Consider the following 21,508-nt stretch of genomic DNA (forward strand, 5'->3'; position numbering starts at 1 on the left):
AACATACAGATGATCTTTTTATCTTCCTGTTTCTCTTTTGACTTCATGTGTGATTTGCCCGTCTTCATCCCACTTCACAGCGCGGTAAATGGCATCATGATAAAACAAGTACCATGCATTTTGTTCTTCTGCGAATGCTTGCCACTTTTGTTTAGCAGGAATCGAGGTCATCGGATAATCGTCATATGCCAGCACCCAGAGTGGATTTTTATGAGCGTGTGTTGGCATGATATCAGCTAAATGAATCGCTGTTTCTCCCTGACTTGTGAGCGTTAAGATGCTGTGTCCATTGCTATGACCGCCTGTGTGATGCAGCTCGATGCCTTTTGTCACTTCGATGCTTTCTTCAAATGTGACCACTTGATCTGCTACAGGCTCCCAGTTTTCTTTCCAATATGTATTTCTTGAGCGAATGTTCGGCGCTCTCATTTCATCCCATTCGATTTTGGATGTGATGATTTTTGCCTGTTGAAAAACAGACACGAGCTGATCGCCCTCACGTTTTGTTAACCCGCTGGCATGATCGAAGTGCAGATGAGTCATTAATACGTAATCAATGTCTGATGGGCGTAGACCGAGAGCCGCAAGCGATTCTTCCATTTTGGTCTCCTCTGTCACGCCGTAATTGCGTTTTTGTTTATCCGTCAGCTTCCCTGATCCGATGCCGGAATCCACTAATAGATGAAGACCATTCCACCGGATAAGCATTGGATCACACCGTAATTCAATTTGATTGCGATCGTTTACTGGATATTTTTTTGACCATAACGGCTTTGGCACCACACCGAACATCGCACCGCCGTCCATGTGAGTATCTCCCCCGTTTAACCAGAACAGTTCCATTTCGCCTATTTTCATTGTCTCCATTGCTGTCATCCCTCCTTTTTCTATCGTAGCAAATACAGCCAAAAATCGCATGCACCAATCTTTTCATTAAAAAAAGCTGACTGCAATGATCCAATGCAGCCAGCTTTATTCATAGGTTATTCTGGGAATTTCACTTCTGATCGATAGATGGGTTGTCCCATAGAAGAGAATTTCTCTTCATATTCGGTCATCACATTTCCTTCTAGATCATCCTCATGTAAATCAAGGCTTACATACGTTAAAAGGAGTCCGTAAGCAGAAAAGCTTTTTAAGGAATATTCAAATAACCCGCGGTTATCTGTTTTGAAATGTAATTCACCGCCTGGACGGAGAATATGTTCATATCGCTCTAAAAAGGCTTTAAAGGTCAATCTGCGCTTTTCGTGTCTTGCTTTAGGCCACGGATCAGAGAAATTTAAATATACTCGATCAATTTCATTTTCCGCAAACACATCTGTCAGTGTCTCAGCGTTGATGTTCAAAAGCTTCACGTTATCAACATCTGTCTCTTTGATTTTATCTACTGCTGTCACAATGACACTTTTAAATAATTCAATGCCAATATAGTTGATATCAGGATGAAGCTTGCCCATTCCAGCAATAAAGCTCCCTTTTCCTGTCCCAACTTCAATATGGATTGGATGATCATTTCCAAACAGCTCATGCCATTTCCCTTTATACTGTTCAGGGTTTGCTAGAGCAATATGAGCATTTTCAGCTAAGTAATCATCCGCCCATGGTTTATGTCGCATTCTCAATTTGATACACCTCTATTTTCTTTACATTTTATCAAGATACCATGAAACATAAAGACCCGCAAGACAGCATCTCATATGCACATATGAAAAAGACCAGCCTCTATTTGAGCTGGTCTGCCGCATGTATAAATTGGGCGCTAGATGCACAGTTTAACCACATAAACGACACGCAAGAAAGGAGCATATGTATGGGATTAAACCGCCAACATCAGCTTCAATTAATCAAAGATATCTTAACCGATCACCAGCTGGATTGCTGTGGTACTGTTGCAGAATATGAACAGGTGGGACGCGTGATTCAATTAATGCTGGCGAAAGAGGATCTTGATGCTGATGTTCGACAGCTGTTAACAGATATTTATGATTACAGCCAAAAGGGCACCTCTGTCAGCTCAATTGATGCACATATCGAGGAGCATCAATCTCATCTGTCTGAGTGGGTCGAAAACATTCCACTGTCTTAATGGATGTTTAACCGTTTTAGCAGTGCGTTTAGCTCCGCTTGCACTTCTTTTTGCGCCTTTTCATTTCCTTTTCTTTTATGCCAAACGACAAACGATACGGTTTCAGCGAGCACGTACCACGCCATGCGTTTCCGCAAATTGTCCGTCAGCGGGGCGCCGTACATAGAGAGCCAGCTTTCCCAGTTCTCTTCATCAACATAATGATATAAAAGCGGTCCAAGATCAATTGCAGGGTCTGCAATCATTGCCCCATCCCAATCGATCAAAAAGAGCTGGTTTTCATCTGTCAGCAGCCAATTATTATGATTGAGGTCACAATGGCATACGACCTTATCCTCGAAATGGACTGCCCCCACATGCTTCTCTAAATACTGGATAGCACGCGAGATGTCATGTGATTCAATCTGCTCTTTTAAGATGGACTGCTTGAGATGCATCAGAATGGATTCTGGGTCAAGCGAGTGCTTTTCTAATCGTTTCAGCATATCGAGCAACTCTTTAGATGTATGAATTTTTCTGAGCTGCTCCGCAACAGGACGGTCATTCATGTCCTTTGGCTTCAGCTCCCTGCCGCTCAGCCAGTGCTGCGCAGTAATGACATCCCCATTTTCCATCCGTTTTGTCCAGACAAGCTTCGGCACAATGCCTTCAGCTGACAAAACCGCAAGAAACGGTGACGTATTGCGTTTTAAAAATAGCTTTTGGTCATTGTGTGTTGCGAAGTACGCATCTCCCGTAGCGCCTCCAGCGGGAGAGATGTGCCATTCGCTACCTAATATTTGTCCCAACCAGTTCATATCAATTTTCAACCCATCATTTCTTAAAATATTTTAAATCATGCTTTTTTAGTCGACAAAATTCAGCCGATTGAAGGTCAATTGGCTGTTTCTTTTTTTATTTATATGATCATAAAAACAAAAAGGACAGCTATTGAGAATGAGATGCTAAACAATAGCCGTCCTATAGATTTTATCGCTACCTTCTTATACTCGTCAAGCAAAACTAAAAAATCAGGACAAGAACCTTATGAAAAGGAAGGCTTTTTTCATGATTCTTTTGCTGGCGCATACGCCGGCAGTCATTTAAGCACGTAATTTTAAGGTTCGTTCACTAGCCTTCACAAAGACAGGGGTTGCGCCGATCACTTCACCGTCTGCGTGAAATAAGATTTTTTCATCTGCCTCCAAGTATGCTTCCTCATGCTGAAACAGGGTGACTCCCTTCATCGTCAGGTGCTTTCGAAACACCATCGCACTTAGAAACAAGAGGACTTTGAATGGATTCAAATCCGTGACTACGATCGTTTGAAAGCCTGGCTGCCTCGCACTTGCTTCTGGCGCTGCTTCCAGCCCTCCGCCATAATACGGATGATTGCATACGATCACAAACCACACTTGGCGAAAGACTTTCTTCTCCTTTTCAATAAAAAGAGCAAGATCGAACGGCTTAAATGACCATAAAGAATGGAGAAATGACAGCGGGTAGATGATAAACCCAAGTTTGAGTCGCTTCAGCCACTTTTTTCCTCTGAAATGCACCGTTTTCCTCAAGACATGCGCGTCAAACCCAGCACCAATATGATTGAGAAAGAGAACAGATTGCGGGCTTTCTGCATGATCCTGAAAGGAACCGAGAGAAAATGTTTTGGTGAGCATTCTCTTTTGCTTTCTCACTTCTTTTAACACATCATGACGATGGATGCCGAGCCCCTTCGCTGCGTCATTCCAGTGGCCAGCGGGGACAAAACTCAGCTGCACATGATCAATTTCTTTTAAGCCATTCAGTACTTCATGAATGGTGCCGTCACCGCCAATGATGATCAGGCGCTTTAATCTGTCATCTTGCATAGCGCTAATCTGTCTCGCCAATACTTCTGCATGGCCTTCATGCTGAGTGAGAAACGACCGGTATGAGATCTCTACCTTTTGTAATTCTTTCTCTATGCTCCTCCAAATGCGGAGTCCTTTTCCATGTCCTGCTGCTGGATTGACGATAAAGTACCATTCATTCATATATTAGCTCCACTCAGGTCTCATTTTACGCGACCTTCCATCATGCCTTTAATCGAGCCATTCCTGCCTTCTTTTACTGTCTGATTCACCATGAGCAAGCAATGCCTTGGTCGCCTTAAATTGCTGATGCTTTGTCGGCGCCGTATTTTTCCGCTGCTTTTCAAACCATTCCTCAGCCTTTTTCTTATCGACAACCTCCATGCCGTATGGCACTTCAGGTAAGTCAATATAAGAGGTTCGGCTGATCAGGATCTTTTTCACAGGAAGGTCCACACCACTTTGCTGTAAAATCTTTGACACCACGGTTCCAGAGCGCAGAAGGCTTGAGCAAGGGTTCAAGACGGACTGGACTGCTTTCCCCGTCGCCCGTTTTTCCCAAAAACGTTCCTTTGATCCGATGTATACGCTGTCTGGCTCTGCCTCTAAGAAGGATAAACAGATCACTTCCAGCGGCGTAATGAGCACGGGGCATAATTCCATCTCAGCTTTTTGAATGAGCAGCACCGGCTTGTACATCACAAAATAAGAATCTGGAAGCTGTCTTGCAAGCATACGCAGCTTTTCATCATACCGAATGTGATGGGATACGGTTGAAATGTGAGATAGCGTCGAGCTGGCCCATTTTATTTGAACATCATATAGATGATCCTTAAAAAAGTGAATCAGCTTCGTTTCTTCGGTAGGGACGTTTCTGAAGACACCTTGCTCTATATCAGTTGGCTCGTTAAAAAGACTCAGGTCCCGTTCCTTTTTCATATCGGCTTCTTTTTGCTTTCTCTTTAAGGAGAATTTCTTTCTCTTTTCTTCCACTTGTTCAGGCATTTGTTCAGAGATTTGTGCAAACTGATGTTGCGCCTGCTCTTTAGAAGCCTTTTTCAACTCGTCCCATCTTTGTTTTTTCAATCGAATAAATTGATTGATGTAGTGATGAGGGTCTTGTTCATATCGTGATATATAATCTTGGATTTTGATAATTTGCGCCATCTGCTGCTCACTCCAACTTCTAGAATCATTTATTTATGTAGTGTAAATTGTTTGATTGCGTGATAACGCGGGGTTTCTTTCGGACGTATTTCAAATAAAGCAATACTAGAAACCTCCATCATATAGGGCTCTTTACGTAAAGGCGCTTGTTCTTCATAAGGCTGATCCGCATTCCATTTGCGCGCAATCGTCATATGCGGATGAAAGGGTCTCTTTTCCACAGGATGACCTGCTGACAATACGGATTCTTTCACCTTTTCTCTTACGTGCATGAGCGGCTTGCTCTCACTCGGCTTTGCAAAAAAGACTCTCGGACGCTCCTTCGTACCAAACTGCCCTAACTCATTCAGCTCTAGCGGAAATGCAGGTGCTTCATTTGAAAGGTTTTCAAGCAGCTGAATGATCTTTTCCAAACGCTCTTTTGGAATGGCGCCTAAAAATACAAGGGTTACATGATAATCACTAGGTGCTGTCCATTTTTGAAATGACAGTCCACTCCTTTGATCGATGTCTGTTTTGATTTGATGCGCAAGTTGTTCAGGGATGTGAATCCCGATAAAATAATGACGACTTTCTGACATCATATCACCTTTCCTTTTTTAACAAACTTTACGAATCCCCATTGATGATAGTATAACTAAAGAAATGCGGAATGAGAAGAAAGGGTGTCACATGATGAAGGTTGCACAAAATATTGGTGAACTAATTGGCGATACACCACTTGTAAAATTACAGCGTCTTCAGCCAGACAATGCGGCGGCTGTTTATTTAAAGCTTGAATCATTTAATCCTAGTGGAAGTGTGAAGGATCGTGCTGCTTACAATATGATCGTCGAGGCAGAAAAACAGGGGAAGCTCACAAAAGGGGCGACCATTATTGAACCAACGAGCGGAAATACAGGGATTGGTTTAGCAATGAACGCCGCAGCAAGAGGCTACAAAGCTATACTTGTCATGCCTGATACGATGACAAAGGAAAGAATCAATATTTTAAAGGCATACGGTGCACAGGTCGTCTTAACCCCAGGAGAAGAAAAAATGCCAGGCTGTATTCGCAAGGCAGAAGAACTGGCTGCTCAAATTCCTCATAGCTTTATTCCCATGCAATTTGACAATGGGGCGAATCCCGATGCTCATAGAGGAACAACAGCTATAGAAATCATGGAAGCTGTGAAGCAACTTGGACATCCTCTTGCTGCCTTTGTCGCAACAGCTGGAACGGGTGGAACCATTACAGGCACTGGTGAGGAATTAAAAAAGGCATTCCCCGGCTTGACCATACGTGTGGCAGAACCGAAGGGATCTCCAGTCTTATCTGGCGGGAAACCTGGCAAACATAAGCTCGTTGGCACAAGTCCAGGATTTATCCCAACTATTTTAAATGAGCATGTCTATGATGAGATTGTGCAAGTGAGCGATGAAGATGCGTACCACATCACACGGCAGCTTGCCCGTCTTGAAGGAATTTTAGTTGGTCCATCATCTGGCGCAGCTTGCTATGCTGCCATTGAAACAGCCAAACAAATGCCTAAGGATTCTATCGTCATCTGTATGACAGCAGATACGGGAGAACGATATTTATCAAGTGATGTTTTTCAAGATTAAAAAAGGAACAGGGGATGAGTCCCTGTTCCTTTTTCTTCGTTTCACGGTCACGTCTATTTGACCGACTTCACCTCAGCCTGCTCACCTGTAACGAGTAAAACCTGTTCATCAGTGAGCGGACATAAAGCGAGCGTATGCTGATACTGCTCGATCATTTGCTGCGCGGCTTCACCTAAATAGGTATGGTGCATATGTGGTACCGGATAGTTGCTGATTTCATTGATCCCTTGAAATGCTGGCAGCTCCGGCGCCTTCTCCTGATCATCCATCAGTGAAATATATTCAATGCTTGGCGCCATGATGATACTCCCTGCTGATTCTCCAATGTACAACTTGCCTTTGTTGATTTCTTCCTTCAAGACGTGATCGAGGCGATGCTTTCTTAATTCCTGCAACAAATAAAAAGTATTGCCTCCTGATACGTAGATGACATCATTTCGTTCGATCATATGTGTGATCTCTTGGGCAGTCTGCTCAGCCATTTGAACAGTCTCTATATGCATATCTAATTCATGAAAGGCCTCTTTTGCTGCCTCCACATAGTGCTTTACTTCTTCCACAGCACTAGCTGTTGGAATAAACGTCACGCTTTTTCCTTTTAATGATTCACCCGCAAAGTCAGACAAGAGAGAATAGCTGTCTTTGAATGAAGAGCATAAGAACATTTTTTTCACTGTGAATCCCCTCTTCTCTTTACTTTTTTCTATTTTGCCAATTCATACATAGCTTGTGCATATAGAGCTGTTGCTCTTAGTAAGTCATCGATTTCGATATATTCATCCTTTTGATGGGCGCAATCTGGTCTGCCAGGGAATAGAGGGCCAAAGGCAACTCCTGCTTCTAAAGATCTCGCATATGTTCCTCCCCCAATAGCAATCAGAGTTGCTGGGTCTCCAGTTTGTTCCTCATATACCCGCTGCAATGTTTTCACAAGTGGATGATCTTTTGCGACGTGATGCGGAGGGCTGTCATCAAATTTCTCAATGGACGCCCCTTTGATGCTTTCAATCCCTTTTTTGACGTCCTTGCCGTCTGCTGTCACGGGATAACGGACGTTTAAGCCAAGTTTCGCTTCCTCGTTTTGCGTATAGCGGATCGTTCCAACATTCAAGGTTAAGTCGCCGCTAATGTCATCATTACAAGCAATTCCTAGCTTTTGTCCTCGTGTGTCTTGATCAAATAAAGACTTTATTTGTGATGTAAAGGCAAGCCCTTGTTCATCTAATTCATGCTCACATAGGAAATTCGCCATATGAATGCCCGCATTGATGCCATGCGCCGGCTCCATTGCATGGACTGATACACCTTTTAATGTGAAATGCAGTCCATCCGCTGTGTTCTTTGCCTCACCGGATAATTGATTTTCAGCGAGATAGGCTTCAAAAGCGGCTTTTAACGCTTCTGCGTCATGTTCCTGTGCAGCTGTCACAGTGGCAATTGCCTCATCTGGCACCATATTGAGCCTCATCCCTGATGTGAATTGCTTGAGTGTATAGCGCTTATTGTCCTCTGTTTGTTGATATGTAAATGACACAATGGCATCAATAATTCCTTTTTCAGCATGAATAATCGGAAAATCGGCATCTGGCGCAAAGCCAATTTGTGGCATCGCTTCGTGCTTGAAATAATGTTCCACACAGCGCCAATCGCTTTCTTCATCTGTTCCAATGATCATTCGAATTTTTTTCGATAATTGAATGCCCGTATCTTTTAAAATCTTAAGCGCGTAGAAAGCGGCCATGGTTGGGCCTTTATCATCAATGGCCCCTCTTGCAAAGATTCTATTTTCTCTGATATCCGCTGAAAATGGCGGGGTTGTCCAGCCGTCACCAGCAGGCACAACGTCTACATGGCATAGCACACCTATAATGTCTTCGCCTTGTCCATATTCAATATGACCTGCATAGCCATCGACATTCTTTACTGTGAAGCCTTCGTCTTCCCCTTTTTTCAGCATATACTGAAGGGCCTCATCCACTTTTTCACCGAACGGCTTCCCTTCTTTCCCACCTTCTTCATCAAGGACACTTTCAATTTGCAAAAAAGATTGTGTATCCTTAATCAGATCTTCTTTTTTTCGTATAACTTCAGCTTCCCAGTTCATTTTTCTATTCCTCCTTGAAAAAAGGTTGCAATCCACCCTTAAAACGAATATTATATTAATTGTTTTGTAATAATGTTCGTAAATGGAGGATTTTATGTTTCAGTTAAAAGAAAACCAAACCAACATAAAGAAAGAATTAATCGCTGGTATGACGACATTCTTTACTATGGTATATATTGTAGCCGTCAACCCTGGAATTCTTTCAAAAGCAGGCATTCCTTTTGACCAAGTCTTTACTGCAACAATTATCGCTGCTGTCGTCGGTACGCTCTGGATGGCGCTATTTGCAAACTATCCGATTGCCATTGCACCAGGCATGGGACTGAATGTTTATTTCACCTTTACAGTTGTCGGCGGTGGCGGCATCAGCTATCAAACGGCGTTCAGTGCGGTATTTGTTGCTGGTATACTCTTTATTATTTTATCGTTAACATCCCTTAGAAAACAACTGATTCAAGCGATTCCAGATAATTTAAAGTACGGGATCACAGCAGGAATCGGGCTTTTCATTGCGTTCATCGGTCTCCGGCAGTCTGGCATCATTGCAGCTGACCCGGAGAATCTTGTGAAGCTTGGCAACTTAAACTCACCAGTTGTCATTTTAACGCTCGTTGGTTTAATGATTTCAGTTATTTTAATGGTTCTTCAAGTAAATGGAGCCCTGTTTATTGGCATGTTAGCGACCACACTCATTGCGCTCGCGACAGGTCAGCTTCATTTTCCCAAAATGCTGATGGACGTCCCAGCACTGCCTGAAGGGATGCTGATTACAAATCCAATCGCTGCCTTTGGTGACGTGTTCTCTCACCATTTATATGCAGTTGTCTTCTCATTCTTACTTGTCACGATTTTTGATACAACGGGAACGATGATCGGGGTGGCGGAACAAGCAGGATTAATGAAAAATGGCCAGCTACCAAAAGTGCGTAGAGCCCTGCTCGCTGACTCTGCTGCAACGACGGTTGGCTCTATGTTTGGAACAAGCCCAACCACCGCTTATATTGAATCATCTTCAGGGGTTGCTGCGGGAGGAAGAACTGGACTGACTTCTTTAACGGTCGCTGCACTATTTATTGTGGCATTGTTTTTTGGCCCACTCGTTCAAGCCATTTCTTCCTTACCTTCCATCACATCACCTGTTTTAATCATTGTCGGCTGTTTAATGATGAACTCAGTGTCACGCATTCGCTGGAACGAGCTTGACGAAGCATTTCCTGCTTTTCTTGTTATTCTCTCCATGCCGCTGACATCTAGTATCTCTACAGGGATATCACTCGGATTTATTTCATATCCACTTGTGAAATTGGCGAAAGGGAAATGGAAAGAAGTGCATGTCCTTGTTCTCATCTTTGCCGTCTTATTTTTCATTCAGCTCTTTTTCTTAGAAGGATAACAGAAACAAAAAAGGCACATTTCAAATGAGAAATGTGTCTTTTTGTAAATATCATTTTTTTATTTTGTAAATTTCCTTTGTTTATTTTTGTTTTTCTAAAGAGACATCCTTCGTCATACCCCATATGTTTATTGGGTTGTAACCGCATTCAATTCATGTTATATAACATATTTTATTTCATGAAGACAAATTAAAAAACACGTAAAGTTGACTTTTTGGTGGAACTAGATGCATAATATCGTGTATAATAGAGTAAAATAATAAGAAACACGAACATTTACCATTGTTGCATGTCCTCATTTCGCAGTTTTAGTGTAGTAAGTTGTGGTTAGTCAAGTCCATCCGATCTTATTGATAGGGAGTGGTTTTTTGAAACCTTCAACAAACCGTATGATGACTCGAATTAAATCAGTCTATATGTTCATTCAAGAGAAAGGTCTTGTGACGACACAAGAGCTGGTTGATGAATTCGGGATCACACCTAGAACCATTCAAAGAGACTTAAACGTGCTTGCCTATAACGATCTTGTTCATAGTCCAAGCAGGGGCAAATGGGAAACAACGAGAAAAAAAGTAAAAATATCATCTTAAGCGTATAATGACTTTCCATATAACAAAAGAACCGGCGATATGCCGGTTCTTTTTCTATTCACGATTCATTAAGCTGTCTAATTCTTCATCCGTCAACTCACGGTACTCCCCGAGGGCTAGATCTTCATCTAATAAGACAGGTCCCATCGACAACCGTTTTAAAAAGATCACTTCATTGCCTACCGCTTGCGCCATCAGCTTCACTTGATGGTATTTCCCTTCAGTAATCGTTAAACGAATGCGTGTATCTTCGTCTTCATTCGCAACTACCTCAACCTTTGCCGGCTTTGTATGATAATCATCTAAAATGACAACTCCCTGCTCGAGACGCTCTATGTCTTGATCTCCTAAAGGGTATTTCAGATGAACTTCATACGTTTTCGGGACATGCTTTTTCGGAGAAAGTAATTGATGAGCAAGCTGCCCATCATTTGTGAGGAGGAGAAGACCGACTGTATCCTTATCAAGTCTCCCCACAGGGAATGGCTCCCTTGCGATATCCTCCGGCTCGAGTAAATCGACAACCGTTTCATCACGCATATCCTCCGTTGCCGAAATGACGCCATCTGGCTTGTTCATCATTAAATAAATAAATTCTTTATACTCTACACGCTCTCCGTGTACGAGCACTTCATCATTTGATGGATCAACATGATCTTTTACCTGCTTCGCCACTTCCCCATTCACTGTGACAGCCCGGGCCTTAACCAGCTTCTTCACATCTTTTCTTGAACCAAAGCCACTATTGGCAAGCAATTTATCAAGCCTCATGAATATCCACCCTTCTTAACTCTTTTTTCTTAAAAATGTCGGCAAACGGTTGCCAAGTATACGCTCTAGTAATCCAACCTTGTAAGATAAGAACATATACACACCGCCGCCAGTGATCATCGAAATCAAAATCACGATACCAGCTTGTACAATTCCGCCTTCATAAGAAATCAATTGATTCACGAGCTGGCTTGTCACGAAAGCTACAACAGCCATGATCGCTGTTAAAATACTTATGAGAATAAAACGTTTGAAAATCCTACGGAACGAATAGCCTGCATGGCGCTTAATCATGATGAACATATACAAGATCGACGCACTGTAGCCCAGTGCAGTTGCAAGCACAGAACCATTTCCTTGCAGCAAGCTAATCAGCGGGATATTTAGGACCGTTTTAATGATGATCCCTAACAAAAGACTGACAATGGCAAATTTTTGTTTGTTAATCCCCTGCAAAATCGCTGCGTTAATGGTGAATAAAGAAAACAATAACGCAACAGGCGCATACCAGAACAAAATAGAGATCCCAATCTCAGGATGAACAGACGGATAGAAAAACCAATAAACCGGTCCTGCCAAAGCAGAGATTCCAAATGAAGCAGGCAGTACGAAGAATAAAATGACCTGCATCGTTTGATCAATTTGCCGATTGAGCAGCTTGTAATTACGTGCTGTAAATGATTCCGTAATCGTCGGAATCAATGTTAAGCCAAACGCTGTTGCAAGTGACACAGGGATCATGACTAGCTTCGGTAAATATAACGTCACAATGGACAGGACCGCTGTACTAATATCCTGATGTCCTGATGCAATCATGGCTCTATTAATTGTATTTGTATCGATATAAGAATAAATTGGAATCGCAAGTCCAACAAACACATACGGTGCTGCATAACTAAACAGCTCTGTAAACATTTGCTTATAAGTCAACTCAGAGTGAGCACCTATATTAGGCTGCATGGACAGGAGACGGTCTTTCCGCTTCAGCCAATATAAATAAAGCGTAAATAATCCGCCAAATGCGCCGATAAGCGCGGCAAATGTTGCATATCCGACAGCAATAACAAGCCCGCCGTCAAGCACCTTTAAAATAATAAACGTCGCTGTTAATAGGAAGATGATTCTGACAAGTTGTTCGATGACTTGGGAAACAGCTGTCGGTCCCATCATGGAGTGTCCTTGGAAGAACCCTCGCACAAGACTCATAATTGGTACAACCAAAAGACCTAAACTCACCATCCGAATCACATATACCACTTGGTCGACGGTCAAACCGCCTGTTTCATTCGATCCGCCAAGCTGAATCTTGGCAAAAATTGGTGCGCTCAAATATAAAAGAGAAAAGGCGATAATACCGGTGACAAGCATGACCGACATACCCGCCCTGAACATTTTTCTAGTTGTTTCATAATCGCCGATTGAATTATATTTGGAGACAAATTTTGATACCGCTGTTGGAAAACCAAGCGTAGCAATACTTAAAAAGATCGTATACTGATTGTATCCATATTGGAATAGCGCACCACCAGTAGCTCCAACCATTGCGCTAAATGGAATTAAGTAAATCATACCAAGAATACGAGAGAGATACGTCCCAATCGTTAAAACCAACGTACCACGAAGCAGTTTATTAGACATGCGCTTAACCACCATTTTTCTAATGAATATTCAACTCAACTATTTTACCACATCATTTCATCGTACAGGTAACAATTCCAATGCAGAAGTCACAAAACCAATCAATTCATATTTCAGCCTTTCCCGATCTTCGTTATAATAGAGAAATGACTGAAAGTAGAAAGAGGAATGTAACATGAAACATTATGATGTCATTGTCATTGGCGGTGGACCTTCTGGACTGATGGCCGCGATTGCATCAGCAGAGCACGGTGCATCTGTTCTGTTAATTGACAAAGGAAACAAACTTGGCAGAAAGTTGGCCATTTCTGGCGGTGGACGCTGTAACGTCACCAATCGCCTTCCAGTAGAAGAAATCATCAAGCATATTCCCGGAAACGGCCGTTTTCTATATAGTGCATTTTCTGAGTTCAATAACGAGGATATAATTAGATTTTTTGAAAACCTAGGCATTGAACTAAAAGAAGAAGACCATGGACGCATGTTCCCTGTCTCAAACAAAGCGCAATCCGTTGTGGATGCCCTTTTAGACAGACTTCGCGCTCTGAATGTCACCATTCGAACGAATGAAAAGATTAAAACTGTTCTGTATCAAGACGGACAAGTAGCTGGAATTGTTACAAATAATGATGAAAAAATTTCAAGTGAGGCCGTCGTCATCGCCGTTGGCGGGAAAAGTGTGCCGCATACCGGCTCGACTGGCGATGGCTATGCATGGGCAGAAGCCGCTGGTCATACCATTACAGAACTCTTCCCAACAGAAGTACCGGTTACATCAGATGAGCCATTTATTAAAGAAAAAGTACTTCAAGGGCTTTCTTTAAGAAGTGTGGCCGTAAGTGTTCTAAATAAAAAAGGAAAACCAGTTGTCACACATGTCATGGATATGATCTTCACTCACTTTGGTTTATCAGGCCCAGCTGTTCTTAGATGCAGCGGATTTGTTGTCAAAGAGCTGAAAAAACAGCCAACAGTCCGCCTGCAAATTGACTTATATCCGAAGCTTCATGACGAGGAACTGTTTCAAAAGCTTCATCGTGACCTAAAGGACGAACCAAAAAAAGCGATTAAAAACGTATTGAAGTCTTGGATGCAGGAACGCTATTTATTGTTCCTTTTAGAACGTAATGGCATTGATCCGCAAGACACATTTTCTGGTCTCGCCAAGGAGAAACTGCGCACGTTTGCCCATGATTGTAAACATTTCATCGTTCATGCAAATGGTACGTTATCCTTAGACAAAGCGTTTGTCACAGGAGGCGGCGTTTCTGTCAAAGAGATTGAACCGAAAAAAATGGCATCTAAAAAAATGGCCGGTCTTTATTTCTGCGGAGAAATTTTAGACATCCACGGTTACACAGGCGGCTACAATATCACGTCAGCACTTGTGACAGGCAGACTTGCTGGCATGAATGCTGCACTAGAAGTAAAGGAGAGAGATCAATGATCAGACGCGCACTTCCAATCGTACTTGCGGTCGTTATTAGTTTGACAGCCGCTGTTTTCATGAAGCTGTCGATTACCCCGTTAAAAGTCGCCATTGTTTTGGCATTTACCATTTTCGCAGTTTGTTTAAAAGAATATGTCTACCGTCTTCGCAAACGAATTGAGGAAAAATCATCTTCACATATCGATGGTTGATAAATGGAAGGAAAACATGTTACGGTAAAATGGAGGACGAGTGAGAAACTCGCCTCTTTTTGTTTGAAAATAGTTGAGAGCGGGGATATTAAACAAAATCCTCTGCTTAAACGTGTAGAACAACAGGAGAGTGAGATGGTGTGAAAAACGTATCAAGTGTATTTTGGATTGTGATTGCGATCACATTTGTTGCCGTTCTATGGGGAGCCTTTTCTCCAGAAACACTGCAAAATGTGACGGATCAAATTCAAACATACATTACAAATGACTTTGGCTGGTATTACTTATTAGTGGTATCACTGCTAGTCGGCTTTTGTCTATTCTTTATTTTTAGCCCAATCGGTAAAATTACACTAGGAAAGCCAGGCGAAGAGCCTGAATTTGGTCTATTTTCTTGGTTTGCTATGCTATTTAGTGCCGGTATGGGAATTGGTCTTGTTTTTTACGGAGCAGCTGAACCGATCAGCCACTATGCCATTCAGTCACCAACAGGTGAGACTGAAACCGCACAGGCCTTCCGCGATTCTCTTCGTTATACTTTTTTCCACTGGGGGCTTCATGCATGGGCTATTTATGCCATTGTTGCACTTTGCATCGCTTACTTTAAATTTAGAAAAGATGCACCCGGCTTAATCAGTGCGACGTTGCAGCCGGTTTTAGGAGATAGAATTCACGGATGGATCGGAAAAACCATCGATTGTATTGCTGTATTTGCAACAGTAGTTGGGGTTGCAACAAGCTTAGGATTAGGCGCAGCACAAATCAATGGTGGATTAAATTACCTATTTCAAATTCCGAATGCTTTTAGCACACAATTGATCATTATTGCGATTGTGACGGTGCTCTTCCTTGCATCTGCACTAAGCGGTATTGGAAAAGGGATTAAGTATTTAAGTAATATCAACATGGTATTAGCAGCTGTTCTGATGTTTTTCTTACTTTTGGCAGGTCCAACTGTTTTTATTTTAAATTCATTTACTGACTCGATTGGACAATACTTATCCAACATCGTTCAAATGAGCTTTCGGTTATCTCCAAATGATCCTGAAAAGAGAGAATGGATTAATGGATGGACGATCTTTTATTGGGCATGGTGGATCTCTTGGGCACCATTTGTCGGAATCTTTATCGCAAGAGTGTCACGCGGACGGACAATTCGGGAGTTTTTAGTTGGTGTCTTAGTCGCTCCTTCTATCCTTGTATTCCTTTGGTTCTCCATTTTTGGTGTATCTGCCATGGACTTACAGCAAAAGAATATTGTTGATGTTGCAGGTCTTTCCACTGAAACGATGCTCTTTGGTGTACTAAATGAATATCCACTGGCGATGGTTACATCAATTCTAGCACTCATTTTAATTGCGGTATTCTTTATCACTTCCGCTGATTCAGCCACATTTGTGCTTGGAATGCAGACAACCTACGGATCATTAAACCCTTCTGGCAGTGTCAAAGTCAGCTGGGGCATCATCCAATCAGCTGTTGCTGCAGTGCTTTTATTTTCAGGCGGACTTGAAGCCTTGCAAAATACAGCAAAACTCGCAGCTTTGCCGTTCTCCGTTGTCATCATTTTGATGATCGTATCGCTGTATAGATCATTAAATGATGAACGAAGGACAATCAAACAAGCAAACAAAGTGAATAAACCACGAAGTCCAAGAGTAAAAAAAGCATAATCGTAAGAAGAAAAAGCCGTTATTCGAACGGCTTTTTTCTATATAGATCATTTAAGATTGTCATGACCTTGCGGATCCCTATAAAATAGTGATGAATCATTCACTTTTCTACATAATGGAGGTTTATATGACGTTACCTACGTTCAAGTACAACCCAGACCCAATTTCATTAAACGTGATCAAAAAAGAGCATACGACATGTCCTGTTTGTGAAAAAGAAAGCGAATATGTGTATCACGGTCCATTTTATTCCGTTGAAGATATAGAAGGAATCTGCCCTTGGTGCATTAAAGATGGATCAGCCGCTAAAAAATACAATGGATCGTTTCAAGACGATGTGAGTTGTGATGACGTCAATCAACAAGAATATGTAGATGAACTCATCTTCAGAACGCCTGGTTATTGCGGATGGCAGCAGGAATATTGGTTAAGCCATTGCGGTGATTTTTGCGCGATTGTCCAATATGTTGGATGGAAAGAGATTGAGCATTTAGAGGAAGAGCTCTCTGAGGACATCGAAGACATTTGTAGTGGTGGAGGATTAACGAAAGAGAACCTTAAGCAATGGCTCGTTAACGGAGGAGACTTACAAGGCTATCTCTTTCAATGTGTTCACTGCAAGAAGCATCGTTTATATATTGACGCTAGTTAATCAAAAAGGACCCTTCAATCAGGTCCTTTTTTAATGCTGGTTATTTTTTATATAAAATAAGCGCAGAAAAACAGTAGAGTTGTTCTCCTCCTTGCTCACAGATCACTGCTACATTGTACTTGATGTCAATGATTTGGTCGTCATCCATTCCTTTTAAAAATAGATTGATTTCGCTCTGTAAATCTTTTTCGTGTTCTTCATCAAATACAGCTACCTTTAGCACATATGCCACTCTCCCTTCTCTCGCTACTCTATCTTTATGCACATAGAGACGGGCATATGAACAAAAAAAGCCTTCCATCTCATCGATGAAAGGACTCCTTTTTACAGCTTCGGTTTTGTTTCTCCTGTCCATGCAAGCATCCCACCAACCACATTGGTCGCTTGATAGCCTTGGTCTTCTAGGTAATAGCAGACATTTTCACTACGTTTACCAGAACGACAAATGATATAATATTCCTGCGTTTTATCGAACGCATCTAGTTTCTCAGGGATATCTCCCATTCGAATATGGACTGCTTCTGGGATCATGCCTTCTGCTACCTCTTCATCCTCACGTACGTCGACTAGCTGAATGGCTTCTTCTTGCTCAAGTTTTTGCTTTAATTCTTCTATTGAAATTTCTTTTACTGACACGACTCTCATCTCTCCTTTTGTTCACGGTGACACCATTATAGCAAATCATTCACATCACTGCGTATTCACCCGCTTCGATTGAAGGAAAGATGGCAATCGTTTCTGCACATCTACTGCCTGCTGCTCACTTTCAAACTCTACCTTTTTAAAGACTTGATAGGCTAGCCACATGTGTCCATATGCGAGAATACTCACGCTAAAAAACGGCACGATCCCCGGCAAATAAGCAAATAGGACAAACAGGACGGCCGAGAAAACGAGCATAGAGAGCGTATATTGCAAATACGAAAGACCAAGCAGAAGAGAGAATTTCAGATAGAGACGCTTTTTCCAATCGTAATGAGCAAGCAGCGGAAAAATATAAAACAAGCTGACAATAAACAGAAAACCAAAGATATAAATGGCAAAGCGAAGCATATGTAAAAACCAGCTCGTTGGATAAATATAAGCAAGGTCTACATAAATAATCGTCCCAATCATGAGCAGCACCACGCCAATCAGATTAGAGCGTACAAACTCCTCGCGGTATACCTTCCAAAAGGTGCAGAATACTTTGACTTGTTCGTGCCCTTGTATCCACTTTCTCATCACGGAAAATAACGCAGTTGTCGCAGGCATAAATCCAAAGACCCCAAGCCCCAGTAATGTGAACAAAAGCCATAGCAAATTGGTATAGGCGAGCCGCATCACCCACTCACACATCCGCAGCATTCTACTCATTGATCCATCATGATCCATCTCTTTTCCCTCCTCTCTTTCTCGTTACACCGTCTCTTTTTGAAACAATTCTTCTATTTCGATTGGGCGTTTTTCTGCGACAGAGCGCCACATACCTTCCCCAATTGCAATCGAATAAGCACCAGCCTCTGCTCCTGCCGAAATGTCATAGTGGATCAACGGATCTTTTCCTAAAAATAAATCTGCTAGCAGCAACGGATCTCCGCCGCCATGTCCGCCTGGCTGCTTCACGACTTCAATTGTCTCTTTTGCTCCAAACATCGGATAGTAAGAAATCGTTTGTTCCGGGAATTGAAAAGGAATTCTCGATGGTACATGAAACTCATTTGTTTCAATGCGTCCCTTCGTCCCGTTAATCGCAAGCCGGTACCCTTCATACGGAGCTGAAAATTGAATCGAATAGCTTAATAGGGCACCTTGGTCATAAGCCACTGACGCCACATACGTATCCTCAATGTCAATTTCCTTATCAAAAATACAGGCATCTGGGCGGTAATTTGAGTACTGTTGCGTTGGCTCCTGACCTGATTCAATATGATCGTCCTCCACCTTCGAGCGCTCTACCCGGGGATTCCACCTTGCTTCATAATGACATGTATCTTTCACATGGCATGTTCCGCAATACCTATTTTTCTCATCCTGTAAGGGATTCCAAGGACTTTCGCTTCCATAATAGTTGAGCGCCCCATAAGCAAATACTTGCTTCGGCTTTTGATCAATCCACCAGTTGACCAAATCAAAATGATGGGTCGACTTATGAATAGACAGACCTCCAGAGAATTGACGTGTGCGATTCCACCTTTTGAAATAACTGGCTCCATGATACGTGTCAATGAGCCAGCTCAGTTCAACAGAGGTGACCCTTCCGATCTTCCCGTCTAAAATGAGCTCTTTCACCTTCCGATGAAATGGATTGTAGCGATAATTAAAGGTGACCGTCACCTTCCCTTTGCTCTCTGCCTCTTTATCCATCACTTTTTTCGCGTCTTTTGCTGTTGTCACCATCGGTTTTTCAGTGATGACATCAAGATCATGATCAAGTGCCTGCATGATATACGTGACATGCGTATCATCTCGTCCTGCCACAATGACGATGTCTGGCTTTGCTTCCTTCACCATCTGATCAAATGCATCCTCATGAAAAAATGAGACCCCTCTCAGCGATGGAAAGCGCTGCTGACAAATTGTATACCGCTGATCATCTATATCTAGAAGCCCTGTGATTCTGTAATGCTCATTGAAATCCTCTATGAGCGGTTTAATAAACATATTGAAAGCACGATGACTGAGCCCACAAATCACGACCCGTTTCACATTCCCCACCCCTTTTTCTATCGATTTTCACGAAGTTGTTTCATGAGAGACAGCGCCTCTTTGGATTTCTCAGCATACACGGGAATAAAAGCGACCATATCTCGGTGTAATCGGAATGTATAGCCGTTTAGCTTTTTCGTTCCTTTGTTGATTTGAACCGCATAATCAATCGTTTTCCCCGTCTTTGGATCCTCTATCGTGTATGGTCCCGCCGCTTCATCATTTACTCCCATCTCTTCAAGCAACTGAAAGCTTTCAGGATCATCATACGTTCTAAACATTTCTTCAGGGACGAACATCACGTCTCCCTCTTTTGCAGTGATTTCAACGAGAAGCTTCTCAGGAATCGCTGGGAAGATGTGGACGTTGTATGTCTCTTGATCCGGCTGAAAAGCCTTCTCCATTAATTGATCTTTCATCCCCTTTGACATGTCAGAAAAAATAAGAACATCGATACCGTTTGTTTTCCCCTGACAGGCTGACAAACAAAAGGCAGCGATGAAACTGATGAGCCATGCCGCAGCTCTTTGACGCCTTCTCATGCCTTTTGAAAAACAGACAGCTTCTCTAACTCAGTTAATGCCATAATAAAAGCGCCTGCCCCGTGCAAGTCGTTTGTACTCCGATCTCTTCCAACGTAGTAATCATAAAATCCCGCAGATGTTCCGATACAAATATCGTTCACTGTAAAATCGCCGTTTTCTTTCTCCTCCGTCTTATGCTGGATCAAGCCTTCATATGCTTTGACCACATGATCGACATAACGGAGACTCACATACCCTTCATTCATGGCTTTTGCCATGGCATACATGAATAAACACGATCCGGAGCTTTCAAGCCAATTGTCGCTATAATTTCCTTTATCAATAATTTGATGCCAGAGACCTGTCTCTTCATCCTGATACTTTGCCACACTTTCCAACATGTCTGTCAGTGTTTCCTTCCACACCTTTCGCCCCTCATGCTCTTCTGGCAGATCCTCGATCATATCTGCTAATGCAAGGACATACCAGCCAAAGGACCTTGCCCAAAACTCTGGGGAACAGCCAGTCTTTGGGTCTGCCCATGGCATCACTTTTCGTTCATCCCACGCATGATAATAAAGCCCTGTTGTTTCATCTTTTGTATGCTTTCTCATGAGATGCTCTTGATGGATAACCATATCCACAAGCGTCTCTTCTCCTTTAAGCTGGGCATACTTTAATGCAAAAGGACCTCCCATATAGAGACCATCGAGCCACATTTGATAAGCATAATTGTCTTTATGCCAAAATCCACCCTCAGACGTGCGATTGAGCGTACGATAAAGTCCGCGCAGCTTCTCCGCTGCCAGCATATACCGCTTCTCTCCCGTTCTTTCATAAAGGGGGAATAAAATGAGTCCTGCTTGTATCGCATCAAGCTCATCCCTGCGAAATAACAGATTTCCGTACTCATCAATGAGCGAGTCCGCATAGCTTTTCACATAATCGAAATATGCCTCGTTCCCCGTTGCCGCGTGCAGCTTCATCACACCGCAAAGAAAAACCCCTTGATGATAATGCCATCTTCCAGCTGGCGGTAGCTCAATTGGTGTATGCGCTTTCATAATACTTTGTGCTAATTTCTCTGCATGCTCAAGTGGTGATACCTTCTCAGTAGATAATGTCATTCTTCTCATCTCCCTT

The 21,508-nt window shown here is 42.5% G+C and carries 24 protein-coding genes; 8 read left to right on the top strand and 16 right to left on the bottom strand.

Translation table 11 applies throughout. The features are described from left to right. Nucleotides 1-18: 18 nt before the first annotated feature. The gene (locus BA70_RS11945) at nt 19-867 is read right to left on the bottom strand and encodes a YtnP family quorum-quenching lactonase (RefSeq protein WP_034322460.1); all 849 of its coding nucleotides are present in this window, start codon (nt 865-867) and stop codon (nt 19-21) included. Nucleotides 868-983: 116 nt separating this feature from the next. After that, on the bottom strand, nt 984-1,625 hold the full coding sequence (gene trmB, locus BA70_RS11950) for a tRNA (guanosine(46)-N7)-methyltransferase TrmB (RefSeq protein ID WP_034322462.1): 642 nt from the start codon (nt 1,623-1,625) through the stop codon (nt 984-986). Between the two features lie 188 nt (nt 1,626-1,813). Between trmB and BA70_RS11955 the strand changes: the two genes are divergently transcribed. After that, a complete protein-coding gene (locus BA70_RS11955; protein WP_034322465.1) occupies nt 1,814-2,089 on the top strand; it encodes a YtzH-like family protein in 276 nt (91 codons plus the stop codon). Here BA70_RS11955 and BA70_RS11960 read toward each other — a convergent pair. The 4 genes from BA70_RS11960 to thpR form a co-directional block, all read right to left on the bottom strand. Further along, the gene (locus BA70_RS11960) at nt 2,086-2,886 is read right to left on the bottom strand and encodes a phosphotransferase family protein (protein WP_034322638.1); all 801 of its coding nucleotides are present in this window, start codon (nt 2,884-2,886) and stop codon (nt 2,086-2,088) included. The two genes, BA70_RS11955 and BA70_RS11960, sit on opposite strands and share 4 nt — an antisense overlap. Before the next feature lie 285 nt (nt 2,887-3,171). Beyond that, nucleotides 3,172-4,101 carry a YegS/Rv2252/BmrU family lipid kinase gene (locus tag BA70_RS11970; protein WP_034322471.1) on the bottom strand — a complete coding sequence of 310 codons (930 nt, stop codon included), beginning with the start codon at nt 4,099-4,101 and terminating at the stop codon, nt 3,172-3,174. 48 nt (nt 4,102-4,149) lie between these two features. After that, the gene (locus BA70_RS11975) at nt 4,150-5,085 is read right to left on the bottom strand and encodes a hypothetical protein (RefSeq protein WP_034322474.1); all 936 of its coding nucleotides are present in this window, start codon (nt 5,083-5,085) and stop codon (nt 4,150-4,152) included. 29 nt (nt 5,086-5,114) lie between these two features. Continuing rightward, nucleotides 5,115-5,666 (bottom strand): RNA 2',3'-cyclic phosphodiesterase, encoded by a 552-nt coding sequence (thpR, locus tag BA70_RS11980; protein ID WP_034322639.1) that lies wholly within the window; start codon nt 5,664-5,666, stop codon nt 5,115-5,117. A gap of 94 nt (nt 5,667-5,760) precedes the next feature. Here thpR and cysK point away from each other — a divergent pair, with 94 nt between their 5' ends. Continuing rightward, nucleotides 5,761-6,690: a cysteine synthase A gene (gene cysK / locus BA70_RS11985; protein ID WP_034322477.1), complete on the top strand. Its 930-nt coding sequence runs from the start codon at nt 5,761-5,763 to the stop codon at nt 6,688-6,690. 53 nt (nt 6,691-6,743) lie between these two features. On the opposite strand, the gene BA70_RS11990 is transcribed toward cysK, so the two are convergent. After that, the gene (locus BA70_RS11990; RefSeq protein WP_034322480.1) at nt 6,744-7,364 is read right to left on the bottom strand and encodes a Type 1 glutamine amidotransferase-like domain-containing protein; all 621 of its coding nucleotides are present in this window, start codon (nt 7,362-7,364) and stop codon (nt 6,744-6,746) included. A 29-nt stretch (nt 7,365-7,393) separates the two neighbouring features. After that, complete coding sequence (gene pepV, locus BA70_RS11995; RefSeq protein ID WP_034322482.1) at nt 7,394-8,794, bottom strand: dipeptidase PepV; 1,401 nt, start codon at nt 8,792-8,794, stop codon at nt 7,394-7,396. 94 nt (nt 8,795-8,888) lie between these two features. On the opposite strand from pepV, the gene BA70_RS12000 reads away from it, so the two are divergent. Beyond that, a complete protein-coding gene (locus BA70_RS12000; protein WP_034322484.1) occupies nt 8,889-10,187 on the top strand; it encodes an NCS2 family permease in 1,299 nt (432 codons plus the stop codon). A 369-nt stretch (nt 10,188-10,556) separates the two neighbouring features. Continuing rightward, nucleotides 10,557-10,778 carry a DeoR family transcriptional regulator gene (locus BA70_RS12005; protein ID WP_008356419.1) on the top strand — a complete coding sequence of 74 codons (222 nt, stop codon included), beginning with the start codon at nt 10,557-10,559 and terminating at the stop codon, nt 10,776-10,778. A 54-nt stretch (nt 10,779-10,832) separates the two neighbouring features. On the opposite strand, the gene BA70_RS12010 is transcribed toward BA70_RS12005, so the two are convergent. Continuing rightward, complete coding sequence (locus BA70_RS12010; RefSeq protein WP_034322487.1) at nt 10,833-11,549, bottom strand: pseudouridine synthase; 717 nt, start codon at nt 11,547-11,549, stop codon at nt 10,833-10,835. Between the two features lie 15 nt (nt 11,550-11,564). Beyond that, nucleotides 11,565-13,187, bottom strand: a complete 1,623-nt coding sequence (locus BA70_RS12015; protein WP_034322489.1) for a putative polysaccharide biosynthesis protein — start codon at nt 13,185-13,187, stop codon at nt 11,565-11,567. Between the two features lie 175 nt (nt 13,188-13,362). Between BA70_RS12015 and BA70_RS12020 the strand changes: the two genes are divergently transcribed. From BA70_RS12020 to BA70_RS12035, 4 genes are all read left to right on the top strand, one after another. Next, the gene (locus BA70_RS12020; protein ID WP_034322492.1) at nt 13,363-14,634 is read left to right on the top strand and encodes a BaiN/RdsA family NAD(P)/FAD-dependent oxidoreductase; all 1,272 of its coding nucleotides are present in this window, start codon (nt 13,363-13,365) and stop codon (nt 14,632-14,634) included. Continuing rightward, nucleotides 14,631-14,828 (top strand): hypothetical protein, encoded by a 198-nt coding sequence (locus BA70_RS12025; protein ID WP_034322495.1) that lies wholly within the window; start codon nt 14,631-14,633, stop codon nt 14,826-14,828. Before BA70_RS12020 ends, BA70_RS12025 begins: the two co-directional genes overlap by 4 nt. A gap of 140 nt (nt 14,829-14,968) precedes the next feature. Beyond that, nucleotides 14,969-16,501: a glycine betaine transporter OpuD gene (gene opuD, locus BA70_RS12030; protein ID WP_034322497.1), complete on the top strand. Its 1,533-nt coding sequence runs from the start codon at nt 14,969-14,971 to the stop codon at nt 16,499-16,501. Between the two features lie 127 nt (nt 16,502-16,628). Then, nucleotides 16,629-17,153, top strand: coding sequence for a CbrC family protein (locus tag BA70_RS12035; RefSeq protein ID WP_034322500.1), 525 nt, complete (start codon nt 16,629-16,631; stop codon nt 17,151-17,153). 40 nt (nt 17,154-17,193) lie between these two features. Here BA70_RS12035 and BA70_RS12040 read toward each other — a convergent pair whose 3' ends face one another. The 6 genes from BA70_RS12040 to BA70_RS12065 form a co-directional block, all read right to left on the bottom strand. Continuing rightward, a complete protein-coding gene (locus BA70_RS12040) occupies nt 17,194-17,376 on the bottom strand; it encodes a sporulation protein Cse60 (protein ID WP_003217582.1) in 183 nt (60 codons plus the stop codon). Between the two features lie 101 nt (nt 17,377-17,477). After that, nucleotides 17,478-17,789, bottom strand: coding sequence for a rhodanese-like domain-containing protein (locus tag BA70_RS12045; protein WP_034322503.1), 312 nt, complete (start codon nt 17,787-17,789; stop codon nt 17,478-17,480). A gap of 54 nt (nt 17,790-17,843) precedes the next feature. Then, complete coding sequence (locus BA70_RS12050) at nt 17,844-18,527, bottom strand: YesL family protein (protein WP_034322506.1); 684 nt, start codon at nt 18,525-18,527, stop codon at nt 17,844-17,846. A gap of 24 nt (nt 18,528-18,551) precedes the next feature. Further along, entirely contained in the window at nt 18,552-19,841 is a 1,290-nt protein-coding gene (locus tag BA70_RS12055) for a Gfo/Idh/MocA family protein (protein ID WP_034322509.1), read from the bottom strand. A 17-nt stretch (nt 19,842-19,858) separates the two neighbouring features. Then, nucleotides 19,859-20,383, bottom strand: coding sequence for a hypothetical protein (locus BA70_RS12060; protein ID WP_034322512.1), 525 nt, complete (start codon nt 20,381-20,383; stop codon nt 19,859-19,861). Beyond that, a complete protein-coding gene (locus BA70_RS12065) occupies nt 20,380-21,492 on the bottom strand; it encodes a glycoside hydrolase family 88/105 protein (protein ID WP_034322514.1) in 1,113 nt (370 codons plus the stop codon). Before BA70_RS12065 ends, BA70_RS12060 begins: the two co-directional genes overlap by 4 nt. Nucleotides 21,493-21,508 lie beyond the last annotated feature (16 nt).

The organism is Bacillus zhangzhouensis (assembly GCF_000715205.1).
GTDB classification, from domain to species: domain Bacteria; phylum Bacillota; class Bacilli; order Bacillales; family Bacillaceae; genus Bacillus; species Bacillus zhangzhouensis.